This window comes from Streptomyces mutabilis (assembly GCF_046628145.1).
GTDB lineage: Bacteria > Actinomycetota > Actinomycetes > Streptomycetales > Streptomycetaceae > Streptomyces > Streptomyces mutabilis.
Map to the genome: position 1 here is coordinate 6937952 of NZ_CP176874.1, position 24661 is coordinate 6962612.

20 protein-coding genes and 1 pseudogene are annotated in these 24661 nt (G+C 73.1%); 18 read left to right on the forward strand and 3 right to left on the reverse strand.

Annotated elements, in window-relative coordinates; translation table 11 throughout:
• Positions 1–100: 100 nt before the first annotated feature.
• Genes ACLIN4_RS31005 through ACLIN4_RS31025 form a run of 5 tightly spaced genes read left to right on the forward strand, consistent with a single transcriptional unit; the run spans position 101 to position 4849 of the window.
• Complete coding sequence (locus ACLIN4_RS31005; protein WP_411576796.1) at positions 101–1261, forward strand: NAD(P)/FAD-dependent oxidoreductase; 1161 nt, start codon at positions 101–103, stop codon at positions 1259–1261.
• Positions 1258–1512, forward strand: a complete 255-nt coding sequence (locus ACLIN4_RS31010; RefSeq protein WP_289909365.1) for a (2Fe-2S)-binding protein — start codon at positions 1258–1260, stop codon at positions 1510–1512. The genes ACLIN4_RS31005 and ACLIN4_RS31010 overlap by 4 nt, the downstream gene beginning before the upstream one ends.
• Positions 1505–2956, forward strand: a complete 1452-nt coding sequence (locus ACLIN4_RS31015; protein WP_289909364.1) for an NAD(P)/FAD-dependent oxidoreductase — start codon at positions 1505–1507, stop codon at positions 2954–2956. Before ACLIN4_RS31010 ends, ACLIN4_RS31015 begins: the two co-directional genes overlap by 8 nt.
• Positions 2949–3845 carry a dihydrodipicolinate synthase family protein gene (locus ACLIN4_RS31020; RefSeq protein ID WP_107476670.1) on the forward strand — a complete coding sequence of 299 codons (897 nt, stop codon included), beginning with the start codon at positions 2949–2951 and terminating at the stop codon, positions 3843–3845. Before ACLIN4_RS31015 ends, ACLIN4_RS31020 begins: the two co-directional genes overlap by 8 nt.
• A gap of 2 nt (positions 3846–3847) precedes the next feature.
• On the forward strand, positions 3848–4849 hold the full coding sequence (locus tag ACLIN4_RS31025) for a proline racemase family protein (protein WP_411576456.1): 1002 nt from the start codon (positions 3848–3850) through the stop codon (positions 4847–4849).
• Between the two features lie 8 nt (positions 4850–4857).
• Here ACLIN4_RS31025 and ACLIN4_RS31030 read toward each other — a convergent pair whose 3' ends face one another.
• On the reverse strand, positions 4858–5553 hold the full coding sequence (locus ACLIN4_RS31030; RefSeq protein ID WP_107476672.1) for a GntR family transcriptional regulator: 696 nt from the start codon (positions 5551–5553) through the stop codon (positions 4858–4860).
• 317 nt (positions 5554–5870) lie between these two features.
• Here ACLIN4_RS31030 and ACLIN4_RS31035 point away from each other — a divergent pair, with 317 nt between their 5' ends.
• The 6 genes from ACLIN4_RS31035 to ACLIN4_RS31060 all read left to right on the forward strand — a co-directional run bounded on the left by ACLIN4_RS31035 (position 5871) and on the right by ACLIN4_RS31060 (position 10013).
• Positions 5871–6449, forward strand: coding sequence for a dihydrofolate reductase family protein (locus ACLIN4_RS31035; RefSeq protein ID WP_107476673.1), 579 nt, complete (start codon positions 5871–5873; stop codon positions 6447–6449).
• A 189-nt stretch (positions 6450–6638) separates the two neighbouring features.
• Positions 6639–8057 carry a DEAD/DEAH box helicase gene (locus ACLIN4_RS31040; protein ID WP_411576457.1) on the forward strand — a complete coding sequence of 473 codons (1419 nt, stop codon included), beginning with the start codon at positions 6639–6641 and terminating at the stop codon, positions 8055–8057.
• 97 nt (positions 8058–8154) lie between these two features.
• Positions 8155–8397, forward strand: coding sequence for a DUF5302 domain-containing protein (locus ACLIN4_RS31045; RefSeq protein WP_411576458.1), 243 nt, complete (start codon positions 8155–8157; stop codon positions 8395–8397).
• Between the two features lie 136 nt (positions 8398–8533).
• Positions 8534–8953, forward strand: a complete 420-nt coding sequence (gene panD, locus ACLIN4_RS31050) for an aspartate 1-decarboxylase (protein WP_100048175.1) — start codon at positions 8534–8536, stop codon at positions 8951–8953.
• A 32-nt stretch (positions 8954–8985) separates the two neighbouring features.
• Positions 8986–9330: a GNAT family N-acetyltransferase gene (locus ACLIN4_RS31055; protein WP_289909357.1), complete on the forward strand. Its 345-nt coding sequence runs from the start codon at positions 8986–8988 to the stop codon at positions 9328–9330.
• A gap of 44 nt (positions 9331–9374) precedes the next feature.
• The gene (locus ACLIN4_RS31060; protein ID WP_107476695.1) at positions 9375–10013 is read left to right on the forward strand and encodes an aspartate/glutamate racemase family protein; all 639 of its coding nucleotides are present in this window, start codon (positions 9375–9377) and stop codon (positions 10011–10013) included.
• A gap of 724 nt (positions 10014–10737) precedes the next feature.
• On the opposite strand, the gene gndA is transcribed toward ACLIN4_RS31060, so the two are convergent.
• Positions 10738–12177 (reverse strand): NADP-dependent phosphogluconate dehydrogenase, encoded by a 1440-nt coding sequence (gene gndA, locus ACLIN4_RS31065; RefSeq protein ID WP_411576459.1) that lies wholly within the window; start codon positions 12175–12177, stop codon positions 10738–10740.
• A gap of 359 nt (positions 12178–12536) precedes the next feature.
• Between gndA and ACLIN4_RS31070 the strand changes: the two genes are divergently transcribed.
• The gene (locus ACLIN4_RS31070; protein WP_290011922.1) at positions 12537–13820 is read left to right on the forward strand and encodes a transglycosylase family protein; all 1284 of its coding nucleotides are present in this window, start codon (positions 12537–12539) and stop codon (positions 13818–13820) included.
• Here ACLIN4_RS31070 and ACLIN4_RS31075 read toward each other — a convergent pair.
• Positions 13810–14928: a DMT family transporter gene (locus ACLIN4_RS31075; protein ID WP_307651741.1), complete on the reverse strand. Its 1119-nt coding sequence runs from the start codon at positions 14926–14928 to the stop codon at positions 13810–13812. The genes ACLIN4_RS31070 and ACLIN4_RS31075 overlap by 11 nt on opposite strands.
• 351 nt (positions 14929–15279) lie before the next feature.
• Between ACLIN4_RS31075 and ACLIN4_RS31080 the strand changes: the two genes are divergently transcribed.
• The 6 genes and pseudogenes from ACLIN4_RS31080 (at position 15280) to ACLIN4_RS31105 (ending at position 24644) form a co-directional block, all read left to right on the forward strand.
• The gene (locus ACLIN4_RS31080; RefSeq protein WP_289909401.1) at positions 15280–16017 is read left to right on the forward strand and encodes a (2Fe-2S)-binding protein; all 738 of its coding nucleotides are present in this window, start codon (positions 15280–15282) and stop codon (positions 16015–16017) included.
• A 38-nt stretch (positions 16018–16055) separates the two neighbouring features.
• Positions 16056–17225, forward strand: coding sequence for a glycogen synthase (gene glgA / locus ACLIN4_RS31085; protein ID WP_290012140.1), 1170 nt, complete (start codon positions 16056–16058; stop codon positions 17223–17225).
• Positions 17226–17274: 49 nt separating this feature from the next.
• Entirely contained in the window at positions 17275–18495 is a 1221-nt protein-coding gene (glgC, locus tag ACLIN4_RS31090; RefSeq protein ID WP_107480232.1) for a glucose-1-phosphate adenylyltransferase, read from the forward strand.
• Positions 18496–18770: 275 nt separating this feature from the next.
• Positions 18771–21389, forward strand: coding sequence for a PA14 domain-containing protein (locus ACLIN4_RS31095; protein WP_411576460.1), 2619 nt, complete (start codon positions 18771–18773; stop codon positions 21387–21389).
• A 261-nt stretch (positions 21390–21650) separates the two neighbouring features.
• Positions 21651–23038 (forward strand): annotated as a pseudogene (locus ACLIN4_RS31100) (wax ester/triacylglycerol synthase family O-acyltransferase).
• A 103-nt stretch (positions 23039–23141) separates the two neighbouring features.
• On the forward strand, positions 23142–24644 hold the full coding sequence (locus ACLIN4_RS31105; RefSeq protein WP_289909351.1) for an SDR family NAD(P)-dependent oxidoreductase: 1503 nt from the start codon (positions 23142–23144) through the stop codon (positions 24642–24644).
• The last annotated feature ends 17 nt before the right edge of the window (positions 24645–24661 follow it).

The window sequence follows — 24661 nt, forward strand, 5'->3', positions numbered from 1 at the left end:
GCCGCCGAGGACCTCCGGCCGGTGCCGAGGCGTTGTGCTCCAGCGGGCCGGGTAATAGCTTGAGCGGTGGCATGTGACATTGCACAGGGGGGTGTTGGCCCTGAAGGTCGTCGTCGTGGGCGCGGGTGCGGTCGGTGCCGCGTGCGCCTTCCACGCCGCCTCGGCGGGCCTGGACGTCACGGTCGTCGACCGCGGACCCGTCGGTGCCGGGACGACCAGCCGCGGCGAGGGCAACGTACTGCTGTCCGACAAGGAACCCGGCCCCGAGCTGGACCTGGCCCGCCTGAGCCGTGCACTGTGGGACGAGGCCGGGGACGAGCTCGGGGCGGCCTCCTTCGAACTGGAGCCCAAGGGAGGCCTGGTCGTCGCGAGCACGGGCGAAGGACTCGCGGCACTCGGCGAGTTCGCCGCGCGGCAGGCACGGGCGGGTGTCCGCGTCGAGCGGGTCGACCACGTCCAGGAGCTCGAACCCCACATCGCCCGCGGCATCCCCGGCGGCGTGCACTACCCGCAGGACGCCCAGGTGCAGCCCGTGCTGGCGGCGGCAGCCCTGCTGCGCGCGGCAGTGGAACGCGGAGCGCGTACGCGCACCGCCGAGGTCGCCGCCGCGATGACCGGCCGGAACGGCGAGGTCACCGGTGTCCGGACGGCGGCCGGTGAGACGCTGCCCGCCGACGCCGTCGTCAACGCCGCCGGCACCTGGGGCGGCGAGGTCGGCCGCCGGCTCGGCGCACCCGTGGACGTGCTGCCGCGCCGGGGCTTCGTCCTCGTGACCGAACCACTGCCGCCGATGGTCCGGCACAAGGTCTACTCCGCGGACTACGTCGCGAACGTCGCGTCGTCCGACGCGGGCCTGGAGACCTCGTGCGTCGTCGAGGGGACCCGCGGCGGCACGATCCTCATCGGCGCCAGCCGGGAACGCGTCGGCTTCGACACGACGATGAACCCGGCCGTGGTCACCCGGCTCGCCGCCCAGGCGTGCCGGCTGTTCCCCTTCCTGCGGAACACCCACCTGATCCGGACCTACCGGGGATTCAGGCCCTACTGCCCGGACCACCTGCCGGTCGTCGGCCCGGACCCGCGAGCCCCGGGCGTCGTCCACGCCTGCGGTCACGAAGGCGCCGGCATCGGGCTCGCCCCCGCGACCGGCGCCCTGGTGACGGCGCACCTGCTCGGCCGTCCCTGGCGGGGAGCCGATCCGGCGGCACACACCGCACTGCTGCCCGACCGCTTCCTCATCCCGAAAGGTGCCGTCCGGTGAGCCGGTTCAGCGTCGACGGCGAACCGCTGGAGTTCACCGAGGGACAGACCGTCGCCGCGGCCCTCGTGGCCGCCGGCCGGGTCGCCTGGCGGACCACCCGCGTCGGACGCCGTCCGCGCGGCGTCTTCTGCGGTATCGGCGTCTGCTTCGACTGCCTGGTGACCATCGACGGAGCGGCCGGGCAGCGGGCCTGCCTGATCCCGGCCCGTGCGGGAATGACCGTCACGACGCAGGAGGACGACGATGAGTGAGACGCCGGACCTCGTCGTCGTGGGCGCGGGACCGGCCGGCCTGGCCGCGGCGGTGACGGCCCTGGCCGGAGGGCTGAGCGTCGCGCTCGTCGACTCGGGCACCGCCGTGGGCGGCCAGTACTGGCGGCATCCGCCCGACCACGCGCGACCGACGATCCCGACCGCCGACCTCCACCACCGACTGCGCGCATACCGGGCCCTGCACCGGGCGTTGTCGACGGCCCGCGCGCGAGGGCGGCTCGACCTGCGCCCGGCCCACCACGTCTGGTCCGTGACCCCCGACGACGACGGCTTCACGGTGCACGCCGTCGACCGGCGCCGGGCGCCCGAGGAGACCGCCGTCGCCCTGCGCGCGCCACGCCTGCTGGTGGCGACCGGGGCCTACGACCGCCAACTGCCCTTCCCCGGCTGGGACCTGCCCGGCGTGCTCACCGTCGGCGGCCTGCAGGCACTGCTCAAGGGCGGGGGAGTGGCGGCGGGCCGCCGCGTGGCACTGGGAGGAACCGGCCCGTTCCTGCTGCCGGTCGCAGCCGGACTCGCATCCCGCGGAGTCGAGGTGGTCGCGGTCTGCGAGGCGGCCGGCCCCTCGGCCTGGCTGCGGCAGCCCGGCCCGCTGCTGCGCAACCCCGCCAAGTGGGCCGAAGGAGCGCGGTACGGCCTCACTCTGGCCCGCCACGGCGTGCGGCTCCGCCCCCGCACGGCGATCGTCGCCGCCGACGGCACCGACCGCGTCACCTCGGTCCGGATCGCCTCCCTGGCGCCCGACGGCAGCCCCCGCCCGGGCACGGAGCGACGTGTGGAGGTCGACGCCGTGGGGGTCGGATGGGGCTTCGCACCCCAACTCGACCTGCTCCTCCCGCTCGGCTGCGACCTCACCGACTCCGGCGACGGCAACGCGGTCGTCGCCGTCGACACCGGGCAGCGCACCACCGTACCCGGGCTCTACGCGGCGGGCGAGGTGTGCGGGGTCGGCGGAGCGCGCCTGTCGCTCGCCGAGGGCCGCCTCGCCGCCGAGTCGGTCCTCGCCGACCAGGGAACCGCCCCCGTCCTCGGGAGGCGGCGCCTGGCCGCGACACGCGCCACGGTGACCGGGCAACGCGCCTTCGCCCGCGCCATGGCCCGTGCCCACCCGATCCCACCGGGCTGGGCGAAGTGGCTGACCGACGACACCCTCCTGTGCCGGTGCGAGGAGGTGACCGCGGGCGCGGTCCGGGCCGCCCGAGCCGACGGCGGGGCGAGCGACCACCGGCAGGTCAAACAACTGACCCGGGCCGGCATGGGGTGGTGCCAGGGCCGGATCTGCGGTCCCGCCGTGCACTGCCTCGTGGCACCGCACCGGCCCTACGCACCCACCGAACGGCTCATCGCGACCCCCGTCACTCTCGGCGTCCTCGCGGACCTGGACGGCGCCGGCGAGAACACCGAAGGAGCAGCACATGAGTGAGCACCGCAAGCCCTGGCACGGCGTCATCGTCGCGACCGGCCTGCCCTTCAACGCCGATCTCACCATCGACTACGGCGCCTACGCGGAGAACGTCGCCTTCCTCGCCGAGCAGGGCATGCACGGTGTCGCGCCGAACGGGTCGCTCGGCGAGTACCAGACGCTGACGTACGAGGAGCGCGACCGGGTCGTCGAGACGGCCCTCGCCGCCGCCCCCGAAGGGTTCACCGTCATGCCGGGTGTCGGCGCCTACGGCGGCGTCGAGGCCAGGCGGCACGCCCGGTTCGCCAAGGACGCGGGCTGCCGGGCGGTCATGTGCCTGCCGCCCAACTCCTACCGGGCCGACGACCGCGCGGTCCTCGAGCACTTCGAGCTGGTGGCCTCGGCCGGCCTCCCCGTCACCGCGTACAACAACCCCATCGACACCAAGGTCGACCTGCGCCCCGACCTGCTCGCCAAACTGCACGCCGAGGGGTTCATCGTCGGCGTCAAAGAATTCTCCGGAGACGTCCGGCGCTGCTACGAGATCTCCGAACTCGCCCCCGGCCTCGACCTCATGATCGGCACGGACGACACGGTCCTGGAGGTCGGCATCGCCGGCGCCAAGGGCTGGGTCGCCGGGTACCCGCAGGTCTTCCCCCGCGCCTGCCTCGCGCTCTACGAGGCGTCGCTCGCCGGCGACCTGGAGACGGCCCGGCCGCTCTACCGCCGACTCCATCCGGTCCTGCGCTGGGACAGCAGGACGGAGTTCGTCCAGGCCATCAAGCTCGGCCAGGAGATGACGGGCCGGCGCGGCGGTGTCTGCCGTCCGCCGAGGCAGCCGCTCACCCCTGAGACGGAGGCCGTCGTACGCGCCGCCACCCAGGCCCTCATCGACGCGGGGGTCAGCTGACGATGCGCTCGAAGGTCTGTTACCACGCCGTCGACTCCCACACCGAGGGGATGCCGACCCGCGTGATCACGGGCGGCGTCGGCGTCCTCCCCGGGTCGACGATGTTCGAACGACGGCAGCGCTTCATCGCTGAACGCGACGACCTGCGCACCCTGCTCATGTGCGAGCCGCGCGGGCACGCCTCGATGTCCGGGGCGATCCTCCAGCCCCCGACCCGGCCGGACGCCGACTTCGGCGTGCTCTTCATCGAGGTGTCCGGCTGCCTGCCGATGTGCGGACACGGGACCATCGGCGTCGCCACGGTCCTCGTGGAGACGGGCATGGTCGAGGCCGTCGAACCGGAGACCCCGGTACGCCTCGACACACCCGCGGGACTGGTCACGGCCAGGGTGCGCGTGCGCGACGGCCACGCCGAGTCGGTGACCCTGGAGAACGTCGCGTCGTACTGCCACGCCCTCGACCAGGTCGTCGAGGTCGATGGGTACGGGCCGGTGCGCTACGACGTCGCCTACGGCGGCAACTTCTACGCCTTCGTCCGGCTCGAGGACCTCAAGATCCCGTTCGAACGGGCGGAGAAGCAGCGGATGCTCGACGCCGGCCTGGCCGTCATGGACGCGATCAACACGCAGAACCCGGTGGCCCATCCGGAGAACCCCGCGATCGACGTGTGCCACCACGTGTATCTCGAAGCGCCGGGGTCGACCGCGGAGCACTCCCGGCACGCCATGGCGATCCACCCCGGATGGTTCGACCGTTCACCGTGCGGCACGGGCACCAGCGCCCGTATGGCACAACTGCACGCCCGCGGGCTGCTGCCGGTCGGCCGGGACTTCGTCAACGAGTCCTTCATCGGCTCCCGGTTCGTCGGCCGGGTCCTCGGCGAGACGGCCGTCGGCGACCGCCCGGCCGTCCTCCCGTCGGTCACCGGCCGGGCCTGGATCACCGGAACCGCCCAGTACCTGCTCGATCCGTCGGATCCCTACCCGGCGGGCTTCACCCTCTGAGCGGCCCGTCACCGCGGCGTCGGCTCCCCGTCCTCCGCGCCCGCCGAGCCGTCGGCCCACAGCGTGCGGATGTGGGAGAGGTGGCGGCGCATGCACGCCTCCGCCTCCTCGGCCCGGCCGGCCACGATCAGGTCGAGGAGCTCGATGTGCTCCCGCGCCGAAGCCACCAGGCGTCCGGATTCGTCGAGGTCGCCCAGACCGTACAGGCGTGAGCGCTTGCGCAGGTCGGCCACCACCTCGACCAGGCGCCGGTTCCCGGCGAGCGACAGCAGTTCGAGATGGAAGCGGTGGTCGGCCTCCAGGTACTTGAGGACGTCGTGCTTCTGGGCCGACGTCACGATCTCCTGCGCGAGGGGACGCAGCCGCTCCAACTGCTCGGCCGGCACCGTCCTGGCGACCCGGCCCACGGTGGGCACCTCGATGAGGGTACGGATGTCCGTGAACTCGTCGAGGTCCCGGTCGGTCATCTCGGTGATGCGGAAGCCCTTGTTGCGGACCGCTTCGACCAGGCCCTCCCGGGCCAGATCGAGCATGGCCTCGCGCACCGGGGTCGCGGAGACGCCGAGTTCCGCCGCCAGGGCGGGCGCGGAGTAGACGACGCCGGGACGGAGCTCGCCGGCGATGAGCGCAGCCCGGAGCGCGTCGGCGACCTGGTCACGCAGATGGGCCTGGACCGGAATCGCCCGCGAAGTGAGATGAGGCATGCGCGCTCCTTGGAGCCTCGGTCCGATCAGCCTCACCATACAATGTCACGTTGCTCCAACGGACTTGGCCGGTTCGAGGCGGGTGACGGGTAACCCGTGCCGGCCGTCGCCGTCTCTCTCCCCCCTGGGCCGGTGCCGTGCAGCGGCAGCCCGCCCGAAGAACCTCGCCCCCCGTACGTCGTCGCACCACGCGGCCGCCCACCGCACCCTGACACCCGCGCCGGGTTCCTCCCGACCAGAGAGGAGCCCGGCGCGGTGCGGTGCCCCCGGCGAGCGGCGGCCGTACTGTCGAAGCCCCCTGGCGAGGAGGACGGCAGATGCGCAGCGTGACCTGTTCGATGAGTGCCTCACTCGACGGCTACATCGTCGGGCCGGACGGCCGCTTCGACTGGACGGAGCCCGACGAGGAGGTCTTCGCCTTCTGGACCGACGAGATCCAACAGGTCGGCGTCCACCTGCTGGGACGACGGCTGTACGAGACGATGCTGTACTGGGAGACCGCCGACCAGGACCCGTCCCTCGACGCCCCGATGCGTGAGTGGGCCGCGATCTGGAAGGCGCTTCCGAAGGTGGTGTTCTCCACCACGCTGACGGCGGTGCGGGGCAGCAACGCCCGCCTGGCATCCGGCAGCCCGGCGGAGGAGATCGAGCGGCTGCGGACCGAGCCGGGCGAGGGCGAGATCGCGGTCGGCGGCGCGACGCTGGCCGCCGAGGTGGCAGCGGCGGGGCTGATCGACGAGTACCGGGTCATGGTCTACCCGGTGCTGGTCGGCGGTGGCACCCCGCTCTTCCCTCGGCACGAGCGCCGGGTGGACCTCGAACTCGCCGGGACCCGCACCTTCGACTCGAAGGTCGTCCACCTCCACTACCGCGTGCGGCGCCGCCCCGTCTCCTGACGACCGTGCCGGGCCGACAGCTCCACGAGGAACCACCCCGGCCCGCGCGCGGATCATCCACCTCGTGTTAGTCTTATGCGTTTGCGTGGTCGTCGCGGTGGGCGATTCTGCCTGTTCGGTCCTGCTCGTACGCGGACCGTTCAGCCCCGCCGGGCCTTCCTCGGTACGTGTCCCTGCGGAAGGCTGTCCATGAAGCACCTCGACGACTCCGGCACCGCTCACCGCGGTCCCGCCCGGCCCGGGAACGCGACCCCGTCGCCGTCCCCGGCCCTCTCCTTCGCCGACCTGGAACTGCCGGTGGAAGTGGTGCGGACCCTGAGCGGACTCGGAGTGCGCGAACCCTTTCCGATCCAGGCCGCCACACTGCCCGACGCCCTGCGAGGGAGCGATGTCCTGGGGCGCGGGCGCACCGGATCCGGCAAGACGCTCGCCTTCGGCCTGCCGCTGCTGACGCGCACGGCCGGGCGGCGCGCCGAACCGAAGCAGCCCCTCGCCCTGATCCTCGTTCCCACCCGGGAGCTGGCCCAACAGGTCACCGAGGCGCTGGAGCCGTACGCCCAGGCGCTGCGGCTGCGGATGGCCACGGTCGTCGGCGGCACGTCGATCGGCCGGCAGATCGCCGCGCTGCGCGACGGAGCCGAGGTGGTCGTCGCCACCCCCGGACGCCTGCACGACCTGATCGAGCGCCGGGCGTGCCGCCTGGGGCGGGTGAGGATCACCGTGCTGGACGAGGCCGACCAGATGTGCGACCTGGGGTTCCTGCCGCAGGTCGTCGACCTGCTCGACCAGGTGCGCCCCGATGGCCAGCGGCTGCTGTTCTCGGCCACCCTCGACAGCGACGTCGATCAGCTGGTCCGCCGCTACCTCCACGACCCCGTCGTCCACTCGGTCGACCCGGCCGAGGGCACGGTCTCGGCGATGGAGCACCACGTCCTGGTCGTCCACGGCCCCGACCGCTACGCCGTCACCACGGAGATCGCCGCCCGCGACGGCCGCGTACTCCTCTTCCTCGACACCAAGCACGCCGTCGACCAGCTCACCCGGCACCTGCGGGCGAGCGGGGTGCACGCCGGGGCCCTGCACAGCGGCAAGTCCCAGCCGCAGCGCACACGGACCCTGGAGCAGTTCAAGAACGGCCGGATCACCGCTCTGGTGGCGACCGACGTCGCGGCCCGTGGCCTGCACGTCGACGACCTCGATCTCGTGGTCAACGTCGACCCGCCCACCGACCCGAAGGACTATGTGCACCGGGCCGGCCGCACCGCCCGCGCCGGAGAGTCCGGCAGCGTGGTCACGCTCGTACTGTCGGGCGGGCGCCGCGAGACGAGCCGCATGCTGGCCGAGGCCGGTATCGCGCCGACCGTCACCAAGGTGCGCTCCGGCGAGGCGGAGCTGAGCCGGATCACCGGCGCCAAGGCACCCTCCGGCACCCCGCTCGACGGCGGGCCCGCCGTCCCCCGGCCCAAGAACACCAACGCTCCCTTCCGCGGCCTCGGCACCAGCAAGGACACCGCTCGCGGCGCCGGCGGCGGCAGGTCCCGGAAGGCCGGTGAGGCCCGCAAGCTCGCCGAGGCCCGCAAGGCGGCCCGGGTGCGTCGCGGCGGCTGAGAGCCGCTGCCCCGGCAGCGGAGTCGCAGTCGGCGCCCGTACGGCGACCGGCATGACAAGCTGTGCCTGCCCAGCCACCGAAACCCAGGAGGTCACCATGAGCGCAGAGCCCGTACCTACGGAGGATTCGGAACCCGCCGCCCCCGGGACGTCCCCTCTGACGCCGGACGACGAGGGCAATTACGACCTCAAGCGCAAGTTCCGCGAAGCCCTGGCCCGCAAGCGCGGCGCGCAGGCGGACACGGCCGAGGGCGCCGCCAACGCCAACGCGCCGAAGGTGCGCGCGACGCACGGCCCGGCCGCCAGCCAGCGGTCGTTCCGGCGCAAGAGCGGCGGCTGAGCCGCCTCGTCCCGCGCTCCGGCCGCCGTGCCGGGCGCGGGACGACGACCGTTCGAGTCCGACCCGCGCCGTGTAGAGTGAACAACGCCCTTGACCTGCATAAAGCAGGCAGGGAGCCGTCTTCCAGGAGTCCAACATGCTGCGCACCATGTTCAAGTCCAAGATCCACCGCGCCACCGTCACCCAGGCCGACCTGCACTACGTCGGCTCGGTGACCATCGACGCCGATCTGCTGGACGCCGCCGACCTGCTGCCCGGTGAGCTCGTGCACATCGTCGACATCACCAACGGGGCCCGGCTCGAGACCTACGTCATCGAGGGCGAGCGGGGATCCGGGGTGATCGGGATCAACGGGGCCGCGGCCCACCTCGTCCACCCCGGCGACCTGGTGATCATCATCAGCTACGCTCAGGTCACCGACGCCGAGGCACGGGCGCTGAAGCCGCGGGTCGTGCACGTGGACGGCGACAACCGTATCGTCGCCCTCGGCGCCGACCCGTCCGAGCCGGTGCCGGGATCGGACCAGGAGCGCAGCCCCCAGGCCGTGTCGGCCTGACCCACTGAACTGCGCGGACGAGGAGCGTGGCCGTGAGCGACATCGAGATCCGTGACGACCGGGCGGCGGGCCGCTTGGAGGCGATCGGCGGCGGTGAGGTCGTCGGCCGCATCGAGTACTTCGTCCTGGACGCCCCCGAGCGCGCCCTCGTCCCCGTGCACACCGTCGTCGAGCCGGCCCACGAGGGCCGGGGCATCGCGGGTTCGCTGGCGCGTGAGCTGTACGCCCTCGCCGGGCGCGAGGGTGCCGTCGTCGCCCCGCTGTGCCCGTACGTCGTGAAGTGGGCGGAGCGTCACCCGGACGAGGCTCCCGCGGCCGACCCCGAGCTGCTGCGTGCCGCGAAGGAATGGCTCGTGGCGCATCCCGAGCGGTTCTGACGCGGGCCACGAGAGCGACGAGCCGGAAATATCCAGGGGGAGACGTGCTGGCGCTGCTGCACACCTCGGCCGTGCACGTCCCGGTCTTCGACGCCCTGCGTGACGAGGCACATCCGGGTCTGGAGCTGCGGCATCACGTCGAGGCCGAGCTGCTGGACCGGGCGCGGCGCGAGGGGCCCCGGGCGGTGACGGACGCCGTCCGGGCCGTGGTGCGGCGGGCCGTCGCCGAGGGGGCACGGGCCGTTCTGTGCACCTGCTCGACGATCGGCGGTGTCGCCGAGTCGGTCGCCGCCGACGCCGGGGTGCCGGTGCTGCGGGTGGACCGGCCGATGGCCGCCGCCGCGGTGGCCGCCGGTTCGCGTGTCGTGGTCCTCGCCGCCCTGGAGAGCACGCTCGCGCCGACGGCGGAGCTGATCCGGGAGGAGGCCCGGCGCGCGGGGCGTGCCGTCGACGTGCGGGTCAGTCTCGTCGAGGGCGCCTGGTCGCGGTTCGAGGCAGGTGACACCGAGGGTTACCTGCGGCTGGTGGCCGAGGCGGCAGAAGCCGTCACCGGCGCCGACGCGATCGTCCTGGCCCAGGCCTCGATGGCGCCCGCCCGGGAGTCGGCCGAGGCCACCGTCCCCGTACTGGCCAGCCCTGCGCCGGGACTGGCCGCGGGGGCGGCGGCAGCAGGGCTCGGGTAGGCAGGCTCCGGCCGCCTGCCGGGGCCGGCCGCCTTCCGGCCGCCGTCGTCGGGTGGCCCTGGCGGCCGCTCTTCGGTCGCCGCCGGGGCGTCCCCGGAGCGCCTCCCGAGCCGGTCCCGGCCCGTCCTGCGCCACCTGGACCCAGCGTGTTCCCGCAGAGGAGTGAGTGGGGAGGCGACCCTCGGGTAGGCGGGGGACAAGTCCAGAGCCGATGTCGACCGACTGGCCGGAGGACAGCAGTCATGACGAACCCGTATCCGGATCCCGTCCCGCCCGGTCCCACCCCGGGACCCACGCCCGGTCCGGACCCGGAACCCCAGCCGCACCCGGACCCGGTACCGACCCCCGGCCCCGGCCCGCAACCGACCCCTCCGCCTCCGCCCCCGGGGCCCGGGCCGGAACCGACTCCCCAGCCCCCGGGACCAGGCCCCCAGCCGACCCCGCCGCCACCGCACCCGGGCCCGCCCGAGCCCTCGCCGTCGCCGATCCCGCCGGGGCCGGAGCCGGTGCCCAACCCGGAACCGGGACCACCGCTCACGTGACACGCCACGGGACGGACGGAGCATGACACCGCGGGGAGCAGAGCGTGCTGAGCCCGGGTACGGGAACGGACGGAGCGCGGCGCGGCGACCGGCGTGAACGCCGCCCCGCCACACCCCCCCGCCCACCGGTGGGACTCTCTCCAACCCGTACGACCCCTACGACCCGTCCGGCCCCCCTACGACTACGCGTCGACTTCCGACCGGTCCCCGCCCCACAGCGTGTGGAACGCGCCGTCCCGGTCGGTGCGCCGGTACGTGTGCGCCCCGAAGTAGTCCCGCTGCCCCTGCGTCAGCGCGGCCGGCAGCCGCTCGGCGCGCAGGGCGTCGTAGTAGGCGAGGGCCGCGGCGAAACCGGGCGTCGGTACGCCCTGGCGGGTCGCGGCGACCAGGACCTCGCGCCAGTCGTCCTGGGCCTCGGCGATCTCCTGCGCGAACGTCTCGTCCGACAGCAGGCTCGGCAGCTCCGGCCGGGCGTCGTAGGCGGCGCGGATGCGGTCCAGGAAGGCCGCGCGGATGATGCACCCGCCGCGCCAGATCGAGGAGACCGCGCCGAGGTCGATGTCCCAGCCGTACTCCTCACTGCCGGCCGCGATCTCGTGGAAGCCCTGCGTGTACGACACGATCTTCGACGCGTACAGCGCCTGTTCCACCCGGTCGGCGAAGGCGCTCGCCTCCGAGTCGCCGAGCGGCGACGCCTTCGGGCCCGCCAGCCCCCGCGAGGCGTCGCGCAGCGCCGCGTGACCGGACAGGGAGCGGGCGAAGACGGCCTCCGCGATACCCGACACCGGGACCCCCAGGTCCAGGGCGATCTGCACGGTCCAGCGACCGGTGCCCTTCTGTTCCGCCTGGTCGACCACGACGTCCACGAACGGTTTGCCCGTCGCCGCGTCCACGTGCGACAGCACCTCGGCGGTGATCTCGATCAGGTACGAGTCCAGGCGGCCGGTTTTCCAGGTGCGGAAGATGTCCGCGATCTGGGCGGGCGAGTACCCGGCGACGTCCCGCAGCAGCTGGTACGCCTCGCCGATCAGCTGCATGTCGGCGTACTCGATGCCGTTGTGGACCATCTTCACGAAGTGCCCGGCGCCGTCGGGGCCGACGTGCGTCACGCAGGGCGCCCCGTCCGCCGCCTTGGCGGAGATCTTCTCCAGCATCGGGCCGAGCGAGTCGTACGACTCCTTCGATCCGCCCGGCATGATGCTCGGGCCGTGCAGCGCGCCCTCCTCGCCGCCCGAGATGCCGGTGCCGACGAAGTGGATGCCCTGCTCGCGCAGCTCGCGCTCCCGGCGCCGGGTGTCGGCGAAGTGGGCGTTGCCGCCGTCGATGATCATGTCGCCGGGCTCCAGCAGCGGGGCGAACTCCCGGATCACGGCGTCGGTCGGGTCGCCGGCCTTCACCATGATGACCAGGCGCCGGGGCCGCTCCAGTGCCGCCACGAACTCCTTGGCGGTCTCGGTGGCGACGAAATCGCCCTCGCTCCCGAACTCCTCCACCAGCGCGTGCGTGCGGGACGCCGTCCGGTTGTGCAACGCGACCGTGTAGCCGTTGCGGGCGAAGTTGCGGGCGAGATTGCGGCCCATGACCGCGAGGCCCGTGACGCCGATCTGCGCTGTAGTGCTCATGGGGCTGACTCCTAATGACCTGATGACCTTGGTGTCCGTGCGGTGATCCTGGTGTCCGTGCGTGACGCTGGTGTCCGTGCGTGGCCTTGGTGTCCGTGGTGCCGGTCGTGCCCGCCAGTATGGCCGGTTTCCCCGCCCGACCATCCTGACGTGCCCGTACGCCGGTCGCACTTCACGGCCCGGCGGGCTCCAGTACGCTCGGAAGGGGCCCGGTGTCTCAGCGGGCGGACGGCTCATCCGGCCAACCACTGCCTCTTATCCGCCACTTGCCGTGACCAACCGGCCGATTGCCGTCTTGTCATGGCCTGTTACCGGCGCTTACTTTTGCCCCTCCTGACGCAATGTCGAGGGGGATACCCATGGCCGTACGCGGCCGGCACCGCCGGTACCAGCCGAACAGGATCAACCGCGCCTCCCTGACCGTCACGGCGGGCGGCGCGGGACTGGCGCTCCCGCTCGTCGGCACCGGCACGGCACACGCGGCCGACGTGGAGACCTGGGACAAGGTCGCCGCCTGCGAGTCCACCAACGACTGGGACATCAACACCGGCAACGGCTACTACGGCGGGCTGCAGTTCACCCAGTCCACCTGGGAGGCGTTCGGCGGCACCGAGTACGCACCGCGCGCCGACCTGGCCACCAAGGACCAGCAGATCGCCATCGCCGAGAAGGTGCTGGACGGGCAGGGCCCCGGCGCCTGGCCGGTGTGTTCGCAGCGGGCCGGACTGACCCGGGGCGGCGCCACGCCCGACATCCGTCCGTCTTCCGACGGGCCGGCCGCGAAGCCGTCCGGGCAGTCCGCCGACAAGGCCACCGGGCAGTCCTCCGCCCGGGGCACCGGCAAGTCGGACCCGGTGAAGGACGTCAAGCCCCAGACCACGCCGCAGTCCCGCGCGGGCCAGGCCAGGATGTACACGGTCATCACCGGCGACACCCTGTCCGGCATCGCCGACTCCCAGCAGGTGCGTGGCGGATGGCACGGCCTGTACGAGGCCAACCGTTCCGAGATCGGAGCGGACCCGGACCTGATCATGCCCGGCCAGCGACTGTCGCTTCGCGGGCAGGGAACCACCACGGCGCCCCGCGCCGAGCCGCAGCGGGAGAAGCAGAAGCAGCAGCGGGAGAAGCAGCCGAAGCAACGGCAGCGGACCGAGCAGCAGCCGAAGAAGTCGCCGGAGAAGCCGTCCTCCGGCAGTGGCACCCAGAAGGCGGCCAAGTCCGGCAAGGCCACCACCCGCCAAGGTGTCGTCGCCCCCGTCGACGCCTCCACCGGCACGCCCTACCGCCAGGCGGGCTCCTCCTGGTCGAAGGGCTACCACACCGGCGTCGACTTCCCCGTGCCCACCGGCACCTCGGTCAAGTCGGTCGCGGCGGGCCGGGTGGTCAGCGCGGGGTGGGGCGACTCCTACGGCTATCAGGTGGTCGTCCGGCACGACGACGGCCGCTACTCGCAGTACGCCCACCTGTCGGCGATCTCCGTGAAGGACGGCCAGTCGGTGGCCGCCGGTCAGCGGATCGGCCGCTCGGGCTCCACCGGCAACAGCACGGGCCCGCATCTGCACTTCGAGGTGCGGACGGGGCCCGGCTTCGGCTCGGACGTCGACCCTGTGGCGTACCTGCGGGCCGGCGGGGTCAGGATCTGATCCGCACCCGGTGCCGGTCGAGCGCCGGCGGCGGGACGAACGGGCCACCGTAGAAGGGGCCGTACGAGAGTTGCGGGGCGAGCGGGGGTGGGTTGTCGCACCCGGCCGGTTCCCGGACCTCGTACGGCTGCTCGGCGGGGACCGGGACCGTCTCCGCAACCCGCGCCACCGCCGGGGCGGGCAGCAGGATCTTGCCGGCCGGCGGTGCGTCCGGCGGCTCGGCCACCGGCCCCGCCCCGGCCACCGCCTCAACGGCGGCCTCGGCCCCCTCGGAGGCTTCCCGCGCGATCCGTTCCGTCGTCAGCAGGATCAGCCCGCCCGCGGCCACCACGCCGCAGCTCAGGGCGAGCACGGTGCCGGTCGTGCCGTAGCGGAACGTCTCGCCGAACATCGTTATGCCGACCACCGCGGCCACCACCGGGTTCACGACCGTCAGCGTGGCCAGCGGCGCGGCGAGGCCGGCGCCCCGGTAGGAGGCCTGCGACAGCAGCATGCCCGCCGTCGCGAGCACGCCGATGACGGCCAGGGACGGCAGGTCCGCGACCGAGACGCCACCGGCCCAGTCGACCGCGACGGTCTTGGTGAAGACCGAGGACATGCCGAAGGCGATGCCGGACGCGGTGGCCAGCAGGATGCTGCGCACCGCCGGATGCCGGTGCGCGGCCCGGCCGGCGATCATCAGCGCGACGATCACACCGCCGGTGACACCGGCCGTGACGACCCGCTGCGCCGTGTCCAACGACTGCGTGTCGGACGCGCCGACCAGGGAGAGCAGACCCGCGAGACCGACCGTCGCCATGAGCGCGCCCCGCCAGGCCGTCGCACCGGCCTTGCGGCCCACGAACAGCGCCGCCATGGGCAGGGCGAACACGATGGTGAGCGCGCCCAGCGGCTGCACCAGGCTCAGCGGACCGAGGGCGAGGGCCACGACGTGCAGGAGGCCGCCGAGACCGTTGAGCGCGACCGCCGCCCACCAGTCGAGGCGGCGCAGCGGAGCGTACTGGGCACCCGGGGAGGACGCCGCCACCTGCTCCTGCACGATCGCTCCGCCCGCGTACGCCACGGCGGAGACGAGCGACAGCAGCACGGACAACGCGAGGGCGCTCATCGGCTGCTCCTCTGCGTGAGGCGAGGGCTCTCGGCCCGGCGCGGCGAACGGTCGTCTTCCATGGACAACACGATGCCGTCCCGGGAGCTTCCCGTCGTCGTCCCTGAGCATTCATTGGGTCATACTGCCGATGGAGTACGGCGGAGGCCCTGTCCTCCCCTGGGTGGGCGACCAAGGGCCCCGACCCCTGCCCCGCACCCCTAAGGGCCTTGATATCACTGCTCTGTGAACCCCGCCCCGGACTTCGACCCCGCCCCCTCCTCGGACACCGGCCCCGCCTCGGACCCCGGCGCCGCCCCGGACCCCGGCCCCGCCCCGACCGCCCTCCGTCCGCTCGGCGGCTTCTTCCCGCTGCACACGTCGCGGCCGGTGCCGCCCAGGCCGCTCCCCACCCTCGCGGACGCCTACGCGCCCGGTGACGAGCACCCGGGGCCGGACCCTCGGCCCCGGCTCGCGAAGGACCCGCTGGCCTTCCGCGTCCGGAAGGTCGCCGCCGCGCTCCGCGTCCCCGAGACCCGCGTCGCCGCCTCCGTGGCCCACCAGGGGCTCGCGGCCCGCCTGTGGTCGGTGGCCCTCGGGTGCGCCGCACTCCACGGCCACGTCCCCGACCTCGCTCCGCGGCTGCTCCACTGGGACCCCGACGCCACCGCCCCCGACGACCTGTGGCTCGAACAGGTGCACCCCCTCCCGGGCGACGCCGGAACCGTCGCCGACGTCGTCCTCCGCACCCACCTCGCCCCGCTGACGGCGGCCGTGCACGCCCGGTACCGCGTGGCGACCGGGCTGCTGTGGGGCAACGCGGCCTCCGCGCTCGCGGGCGCCGGCCGGGAACTGGACCGCTGGGCCCGCCGCAACGGCCGTACGGACACCGCGGACCGCGCCCGTGCCCTGACCGCCGATCTCCTCGCGCACCCACTGCTCGCCGGAACCGGCACCCTCACCGGCACCGCCTTCCGGCGCCGCAGTTGCTGCCTGTACTACCGGGTGCCGGGCGCGGGGGTCTGCGGCGACTGCTGCTTCTCCCGGCCGCCCGAGCCCTGCCGGTCATCATCGCCCCCGCGCCCTTCCCCGGGCGCCGCGTCTGGGTGACCATGAGGGAACCAGCCGCCGAGCACGGGAGGTTCCGGGTGCGTGTGGGACTGCTGACCCGCGAGTACCCGCCGGACGTGTACGGCGGCGCGGGCGTCCACGTCGAGTTCCTCGCGCGTGAACTCGGCCGCCTGGTCGACCTGGACGTGCACTGCTGGGGCGAGGGCCGCACCGACGCAGTGCTGCGCCACCGTCCCTGGTCCGCGCTCGACGGGGCGAACGACGCGCTGCGCACCTTCTCCGTGGACCTCGCCATGGCCGCCGCCCTCCAGGGCCGCGAGCTCGTCCACTCCCACACCTGGTACGCCAATCTCGGCGGCCACCTCGCCAAGCTCCTGTACGGCGTCCCGCACGTGCTGACCGCCCACTCCCTGGAGCCCCTGCGCCCCTGGAAGGCCGAGCAGTTGGGCGGCGGTTACGCGCTGTCGAGCTGGGCCGAGCGCACCGCGATCGAGGCCGCCGATGCCGTGATCGCCGTCTCCGGCGCCATGCGCGAGGACGTCCTCGCCTGCTACCCGGCGCTGGACGCCACCCGCGTGCACGTCGTGCACAACGGCATCGACACCGCCCTGTACCGTCCCGACCCGGGCACCGACGCCCTGGACCGGATCGGCCTGGACCGCTCCCGCCCGTACGTCCTGTTCGTCGGCCGCATCACCCGCCAGAAGGGCGTGCCCCACCTGCTGCGCGCGGTGCGGGACATCGATCCGGCCGTGCAGGTCGTGCTGTGCGCCGGCGCCCCGGACACCCCCGAGATCGACCAGGAGTTCCGCGACCTCTTCGCCGGACTGAGCCGGGCCCGCGAGGGCGTGCACTGGATCCCGCGCATGCTGCCGCGTCCCGAGGTGATCCAGCTGCTGACCCACGCGGCCGTCTTCGTCTGCCCGTCCGTGTACGAGCCGCTCGGCATCGTGAACCTGGAGGCGATGGCCTGCGGCACGCCCGTCGTGGCGTCCCGGGTCGGTGGCATTCCCGAGGTCGTGGCGGACGGTGAGACGGGCGTACTCGTCCCCAGGGACGGCAGCGGGGACGGGGACCGCGACTTCGAGGCGGGCCTCGCGCGGGCCCTGGACTCCGTCCTCGGCGACCCGGAGGCCGCCCGGCGGATGGGCGAGGCGGGCCGGGCCCGCGCGGTGGAGGAGTTCGGCTGGGACGCGGTCGCCCGCCGGACCGTCCGGCTCTACGAGGAGATCCTCAAGCAGGCTTAGGCCGCCCCGTCCGGGGCGGCCGGGGTGAACGAGGGTGAGGGGAGCGGCCATGCGTCGTGGAGGTCCTTCGGTGCTCGGGATCGTGCTGGCGGGCGGGGAGGGCAAGCGTCTGATGCCCCTGACCGCGGACCGCGCCAAACCCGCGGTCACCTTCGGCGGCACGTACCGGCTGGTCGACTTCGTGCTGTCCAACCTGGTCAACGGCGACATCCTGCGGATCTGCGTGCTCACCCAGTACAAGTCGCACTCCCTGGACCGGCACATCACCACCACCTGGCGGATGTCCAGCCTGCTCGGCAACTACGTCACGCCGGTCCCCGCCCAGCAGCGCCTGGGCCCGCGCTGGTACCTGGGCAGCGCCGACGCGATCCTCCAGTCGCTGAACCTGGTCCACGACGAGCGGCCCGAGTACGTCGCGGTCTTCGGCGCCGACCACGTCTACCGGATGGACCCGCGCCAGATGCTCGCCCAGCACATCGAGTCCGGCGCGGGCGTGACCGTCGCCGGGATACGCGTCCCGCGCACCGAGTCCTCGTCCTTCGGCGTCATCACCCCGGGCTCCGACGGGCGGACCGTCACCGGCTTCCTGGAGAAGCCCGCCGACCCGCCCGGACTGGCGGACGACCCCGAGTGCGTCTTCGCCTCGATGGGCAACTACGTCTTCACCACCAAGGCCCTCGTCGAGGCGCTGCACCGGGACGCCGAGGACGGACACTCCGTGCACGACATGGGCGGCTCGATCCTGCCGCAGCTCACCGACCGGGGCGAGGCCGCGTTGTACGACTTCAGCGCCAACCACGTCCCGGGGGAGACCAGCCGGGACCAGGGCTACTGGCGCGACGTGGGCACCCTCGACGCCTACTACGACGCCCACATGGACCTGATCGCCGAGCGGCCCGCCTTCAACCTGTACAACCGGGACTGGCCCCTCTACACCCACTCCGCCCAGCTCTCGCCGGCCCGCTTCAACGCGGGCGGCATCGCGGGCGAGTCGATCATCAGCGCGGGCTGCCTGGTGCGGGGGCAGGTCACCCGGTCCGTGCTCTCGCCGGGCGTGGTGGTCGACCCCGGCGCCGTCGTCCAGGGGTCGGTGCTGCACGACAACGTGCACATCGGGCGGGGCGCGGTCGTGCGCGGGGCGGTGCTGGACAAGAACGTGGACGTGCCGCCGGGCGCGACGATCGGCGTCAACCCGGAGCGGGACGCCGAGCTGTACACGGTCTCCAAGGGCGGTGTGATCGCGCTGGGCAAAGGGCAGCGAGTCGGCTGACGGCCGGGCGCCGGGCGCGCTGACACGGGCGGGTGACGGGTGTGCTGACACGGCCGGGCGTCGGGTCCGCTGACACGGCCGGGCGTCGGGTGCGCCGGGGGACGTACGACGAGCCCCGGGTCGCGCGATACGCGCGTTGATGCCGGGGTCCTTGTCATGTCCCTGGACGCCCGGCGCAATCCGTGCTGTCATGCCTCTGCACCGCTGTGTTGCATCGATGTATGACATCGATGTCCTGGGCCACCAGCCACCACCCGTTCTCGAGGAGAGGGTCAGTGCGCACCAAACGACTCAGAGACCGACTGGCATTACTGCTCGCCGCCGCACTCGGCGTCGCCGGGCTCGCCGCCGTGCCGAACGCGAGCGCGGCCGACGACGGCGCCGCCGAGATCCACGGCCTCAAGGGCGAGTACTACACCCAGTCCGCCCCCGGCGCCTTCGACTTCCACGAACTCAAGGCCACCGGCTTCGACCCGCAGCTCGACTTCGACACCCTGGAGCCGCGCCTGAGCTTCGCCACCGGACAGTCGGACGACGTCAGCGTCCGCTGGACCGGCAAGCTGGTGCCGGAGAAGACGGGCGCCCACACCTTCTCGATCATCGGCGACAACGGCTTCCGCCTGTGGATCGACGGCCGGCTCGCCATCGACCACTGGGTCGACGACTGGGACCGCGAACAGTTCGCCGAGCCCGTCGAGCTGACGGCGGGCCGGTCCTACGACATCAAGCTGGAGTACTTCGAGCACTACGGCGGCTCCAACCTGCACCTGCGCTGGACCGAGCCCGGTGGCAGCAAGGAGCCCGTCCCGCAGTCCGCGTTCCGCCTGCCGGACGGCTTCGACTACGACGGCGCCACCGCGACCACCGTCCTCGGCACCGGCCGCACCCTCAAGCTCGACTTCCCCCGCCCGCTCGCCGCGGCGCCCGCCGGCCTCACCGACCACCTCGAAGCGGTGATCGGCGGCGCCCAGTGGCCCCTGGGCGAGGCGAAGGTCGACCCCGCCGACCCCACCGCCCTCCTCGTCGCCCTCGACCAGCCGGTCGTCGGCAACAAGAACGGCGACGCGCCCGGCACCGCCGACGTCCGCTACGACGGCGAGGGCGGCCTCACCGACGCCGAGGGCAACGTTGTCAACGCCTTCTGGAGCAGCGGCGGCAACAAGTCCACCTACGAACTGCGCACCGACTGGGCCGACGAGGTGGGCCCGGACAACGCCCACCCCGAGTACCCGCGCCCGCAGCTGACCCGCGACGACTGGCAGAACCTCAACGGCCGCTGGCAGTTCGCCGCCGCCGAGGCCGGCGAGCAGCCGCCGGTCGGCAAGAACCTGAAGGAGCGCATCCTCGTCCCGTACCCGGTGGAGTCCCAGCTCTCCGGCATCCAGCGGCACGAGGACCGCATGTGGTACCGCCGTACCTTCACCGTGCCCCGCGACTGGCACATCGGCCGCGGTCAGCGCCTCAAGCTCAACTTCGGCGCCGTCGACTGGCAGTCCGAGGTGTACGTCAACGGCGTCAAGGTCGCCGACCACAAGGGCGGTTACGACAAGTTCAGCGCCGACGTCACCGACGCGCTCAGGCCCGGCCGCACCCAGGAGCTGATCGTCGGCGTCTACGACCCGACCGACGCGCGCGGCGCCGAGAACCCGCCGATCGGCAAGCAGAGCCTGGACCCGAGCGGCATCTGGTACACGCCCAGCTCCGGCATCTGGCAGACGGTCTGGATGGAGCCGGTCGCCCGGGACCACGTCGACTCGCTGAAGCTGACCCCGCACCTCGACGGGGCGGCGGGCACCCTGACCGTCGAGCCGAAGGGCGTACGCGACGGCGTACGGGTCAAGGCGACGGCGTACGCCGGACACCGCAAGGTCGCCACGGCGAGCGGACGCACCGGCGAACCGCTGACCCTGAAGATCCACGATCCGCGCCTGTGGTCGCCCGACGACCCGTTCCTGTACGACCTGAAGGTCACCGTCGGACACGACCGGGTCGAGAGCTACTTCGGGATGCGCTCCATCGCCGTCGAGAAGGTGAACGGCGTGCCGCGCACGATGCTCAACGGCGAACCGGTCTTCATGATGGCCACCCTCGACCAGGGCTTCTGGCCGGACGGCCTGCACACCGCGCCCACCGACGAGGCCCTGGCGCACGACCTGAAGCTGCACAAGCAGCTCGGTTTCAACTCCGTGCGCAAGCACATCAAGGTCGAGCCGGACCGCTGGTTCTACTGGGCCGACAAGCTGGGCCTGATGGTGTGGCAGGACATGCCCTCCATGACTCCGGGGGTGAACCCGAACGCCGCCTCCCGGGCCGAGTTCGAGCGTGAGATGAAGGAGATGATCGACGAACACGTCAGCCACCCGTCGATCGTCATGTGGGTCACCTTCAACGAGGGCTGGGGCCAGTACGACATCAAGCGCGTCGCCGAACAGGCCAAGGCCTGGGACCCGACCCGCCTCGTCAACAACCAGTCCGGCCTGAACCTCGGGGCCGACGGCGGCGCCGGCGACATCATGGACGAGCACGGCTACCCGAGCCCCGCCCTGCCGCCCTCCCCGGACGGCGAACGCGCCCTGGTCACCGGCGAGTACGGCGGCCTCGGTCTCGCGGTGCCCGGACACGCCTGGTCCGTGCAGCAGTCGTACGTCGACGTCGACCCTCAGACGTACACCGACGACTACCTCACCAAGCTCGACGAGGTGCGCGCCCTGGTCTGCCGGGGCAGCAACGGCGCCGTCTACACCCAGATCTCGGACGTCGAGGGCGAGCTGAACGGCCTGACCACCTACGACCGCAAGGTCCTCAAGCCGGACGTGGAGCGGGTGAAGGCCGCCCACGAGGTCCTGATCCACGACGCGTCCCAGCCCGCTCCCGCGGGATGCCCGACCGCCTGAGCGGCTCGCACGGCCGACCGTGGACCGGCGTGCCCGGTCCACGGTCGGCTCGCACGGCCGACCGGGTGGGGAACTCCGCGGCGGCCGGCACCACCCCCGCCGGCCTGAGCGCCTCGACCCCATGTGTCACCTCAGTCCCGCCCCTCACACCGGGCGGGACTTTAATCTGCTGTTAACTGTGCGTAGCCTGATCGTACTTGACCGTAATCGGCGAAGGGCGATTGACTGCTTGTTCACCCGACGTCCTTGCGAGGCACGCCCTTGACTTCCGAACCGCTCGCTCCGCTCGACCTGGCGTTCTGGAACATCGAGTCCGCCGAGCACCCCATGCACCTCGGCGCGCTCGGGGTCTTCACGGCCCACTCGCCCGCCGCGGGCGCCCACGCCGCGGACCTGCTCGCGGCCCGCGCCCCCGCGGTGCCCGGCCTGCGGATGCGGATCCGGGACACCTGGCAGCCACCCCTCGCGCTGCGCCGTCCGTTCGCCTTCGGCGGCGCGACCCGGGAACCCGATCCCCACTTCGACCCGCTCGACCACGTCCGGCTGCACGCCCCGACGACGGACTTCCACGCCCGGGCGGGCCGCCTCATGGAACGCCCGCTGGAACGCGGCCGGCCGCCGTGGGAGGCGCACGTGCTGCCCGGCGCGGACGGCGACCGCTTCGCCGTGCTCTTCAAGTTCCACCACGCCCTGGCCGACGGACTGCGGGCCCTCACCCTCGCCGCCGGCGTCCTCGACCCGATGGATCTCCCCGCCCCCCGGCCCCGCCCGGCGGAGCCGCCGCGCCGCCTGGTGCCGGACGTGCGGGAACTGCCCGGACGGCTGCGCGGCGCCCTGTCCGACGCAGGCCGTGCCCTCGACATTGGCGCCGCCGCGGCCCTGTCCGCGCCGAGATCTCCCACGTCTACCTCGGCGCCGCCGCGGCCCTGTCCGGCCTCGACGTGCGCTCCGCGCCCGCGCTCGTCGCCGCCCCCTCCGGCACCCGCCGCACCGCCGGCGTCGCCGTGGACCTCGACGACGTGCACCACGTGCGCAAGACCACCGGCGGCACCGTGAACGACGTCCTGATCGCGGTCGTCGCCGGTGCCCTGCGCCGCTGGCTGGACGAGCGCGGCGACTGCAGCGAGGGCGTCGCGCCCCGCGCCCTGATCCCCGTCTCCAAGCGCCGCCCGCGCACCGCCCACCCACAGGGCAACCGGCTCTCCGGCTACCTGATACGGCTTCCGGTCGGCGACCCCGACCCGCTGTCCCGCCTCGGCACGGTCCGCGCCGCCATGGACCGCAACAAGGACGCGGGGCCCGGCCGCGGAGCCGGCGCCGTCGCCCTGCTCGCCGACCACGTGCCGGCGCTCGGCCACCGGCTCGGCGGACCGCTGGTCTCGGGGGCCGCCCGGCTCTGGTTCGACATCCTGGTCACCAGCGTGCCCCTGCCCAGCCTCGGCCTGCGCCTGGGCGGCCACCCGCTCACCGAGGTCTACCCGCTCGCGCCGCTGGCCCGCGGCCATGCCCTGGCGGTGGCCGTCTCGACGTACCGGGGGCAGGTCCACTACGGCCTGGTCGCCGACGCGAAGGCCGTGCCGGACCTCGACCGGTTCGCCCGGGCCCTGGCCGAGGAGGTGGAGACGTTGCTCACGGCCTGCCGTCCCTGACCCCGGCGGGTTTGGATCCGGGCCCGGCGCTGAATAAAATCCGCTGTTCGACAGCGGTCGCCTCCCGGAGCGCCGCGACGGTGATCAGGGAACGGCGACGGCGATGACGGTGACACAGGACGATTCGGCGACCACGGACGAGGTGACCGCGTCCGCACACGGCCCCGGCATCGACCCCGAACGGCTCGCCGTCTGCCTCGACGTACTGAAGGAACTCGACGAGCTGGACGTCGACCACCCCGACGCGATCGAGGTCCGCCGGGCCACCTCGCACATCTACCGCATGGTCAAGCAGCGCCGCCGCCAGGAGCGCCGGGCCGCCAAGACCGCCCACGACAAGGCGGTCACCGAGGCCACCGCCACCGGCTCCGCCCAGCGCATCGACGACGAGACCGAGGGCATCCTGCCCTCCTCCCGCACGGAGGAGGGCACGATCGCGGGGATACTCCAGCGCCCCCGCTCCTGCTACGTCTGCAAGAAGCGGTACACCGAGGTTGACTACTTCTACCACCAGCTCTGCCAGGACTGCGCCGCCGAGAACCGGGCCCGCCGCGACGCGCGCGCCGACCTCACCGGCAAGCGCGCGCTGCTCACCGGCGGCCGCGCCAAGATCGGCATGTACATCGCGCTCAGGCTGCTGCGCGACGGCGCCCACACCACGATCACGACCCGGTTCCCCAAGGACGCCATCCGCCGCTTCAAGGCCATGGACGACTCCGCCGACTGGATCCACCGCCTGGAGGTCGTCGGCATCGACCTGCGCGACCCCGCCCAGGCTGTGGCCCTGGCCGACCAGGTCACCGAGCAGGGACCGCTCGACATCCTGATCAACAACGCCACCCAGACCGTGCGCCGCCTGCCGTCCGCCTACGCCGCGCTCGTCGAGGGCGAGAGCGCCCCGCTGCCGGCCGGCGAACTGCCCGCCCACCACGTCATCGGCGCCTTCAACTCCGGCGCGGTGGACGGCCTGGCCGCGCTGCCCGTCGGCACCTCGGGCCTGGACGCGCAGAAGGTGGCCGATCTCGCGCTGGTCGCCGGCAACGCCAGCGTGGTCCGGCACCGCGAGGGCACCGCCATCGACGCGGGCGGACTGGTTCCCGACGTCGTCGACACCAACACGTGGGTCCAGACGATCGAGCAGATCTCCCCGGTGGAACTGCTCGAGACCCAGCTGTGCAACTACACCTCGCCGTTCATCCTCATCAGCAAGCTGCGGCCGGCGATGGCCGAGGCGGCGCGCAGGGCGGCCTCCGGGCGCGCCTACGTCGTCAACGTGTCGGCGATGGAAGGGGTGTTCGCCCGCGGCTACAAGGGCGCCGGCCACCCGAACACCAACGCGGCCAAGGCGGCCATGAACATGGTGACCCGGACCAGCGCCCAGGAGATGTTCGACACCGACCGCATCCTGATGACCTCGGTCGACACCGGCTGGATCACCGACGAGCGCCCTCACTACGACAAGCTGCGCCTGGCCGAAGCCGGCTTCCACGCCCCGCTCGACCTGGTCGACGGCGCCGCCCGCGTCTACGACCCGGTCGTGCGCGGTGAGGCGGGCGAGGACCTGTACGGCGTCTTTCTGAAGGACTACGCGCCCGGCAAGTGGTGAGCGCGGCGACGGGCGGG